Annotated in this window: 1 pseudogene; it reads right to left on the bottom strand. The window is 66.5% G+C overall.

The window, feature by feature from the left end:
* A pseudogene (locus tag D3D01_RS22895) lies at window positions 1–445 on the bottom strand (ABC transporter ATP-binding protein); the annotation flags it as partial.

Below are 445 nucleotides of genomic sequence, written 5' to 3'. Positions count from 1 at the left end.
CAGGTCGATAATCTCGTCGAGGTCCTCCGAGAGCAGCACCACGCCGGTCCCCTCGGTCCGCTGGTCGAGAATCGCCTCGCGGATGGACTCTATCGCGCCGACGTCGACGCCGCGGGTGGGCTGGTTCGCGACGAGGAGGTCGGGGTCACGGGAGATTTCTCGGGCGAGAATGAGCTTCTGTAAGTTACCGCCCGAGAGGTCGCCGGCCGTCGCGTCGGTCACGTCGTGGACGCCGCGAACGTCGAACGCCTCGACGAGCGCCTCGGCGTGCGCCCGGAGTTCGCCGTAGTCCAGCGTCACCCCGCTCCCGAAGCGGTCCTCGCGGAAATCCTTCATCGCCGCGTTGTGCATCACAGAAAGGTCCCCCGCGGAGCCGTAGCGGTTTCTATCTTCGGGGACGAACGAGACGCCGTTGTCGATAAACGTCCGGGGCGAGGCGTTCGTG

Origin of the sequence: Haloarcula sp. Atlit-7R, assembly GCF_003666065.1 — an archaeon.
Classification (GTDB): domain Archaea; phylum Halobacteriota; class Halobacteria; order Halobacteriales; family Haloarculaceae; genus Haloarcula; species Haloarcula taiwanensis.
The sequence above is the reverse complement of the archived record's forward strand: the minus strand, read 5'-3'. Positions and strand labels throughout refer to the sequence as shown.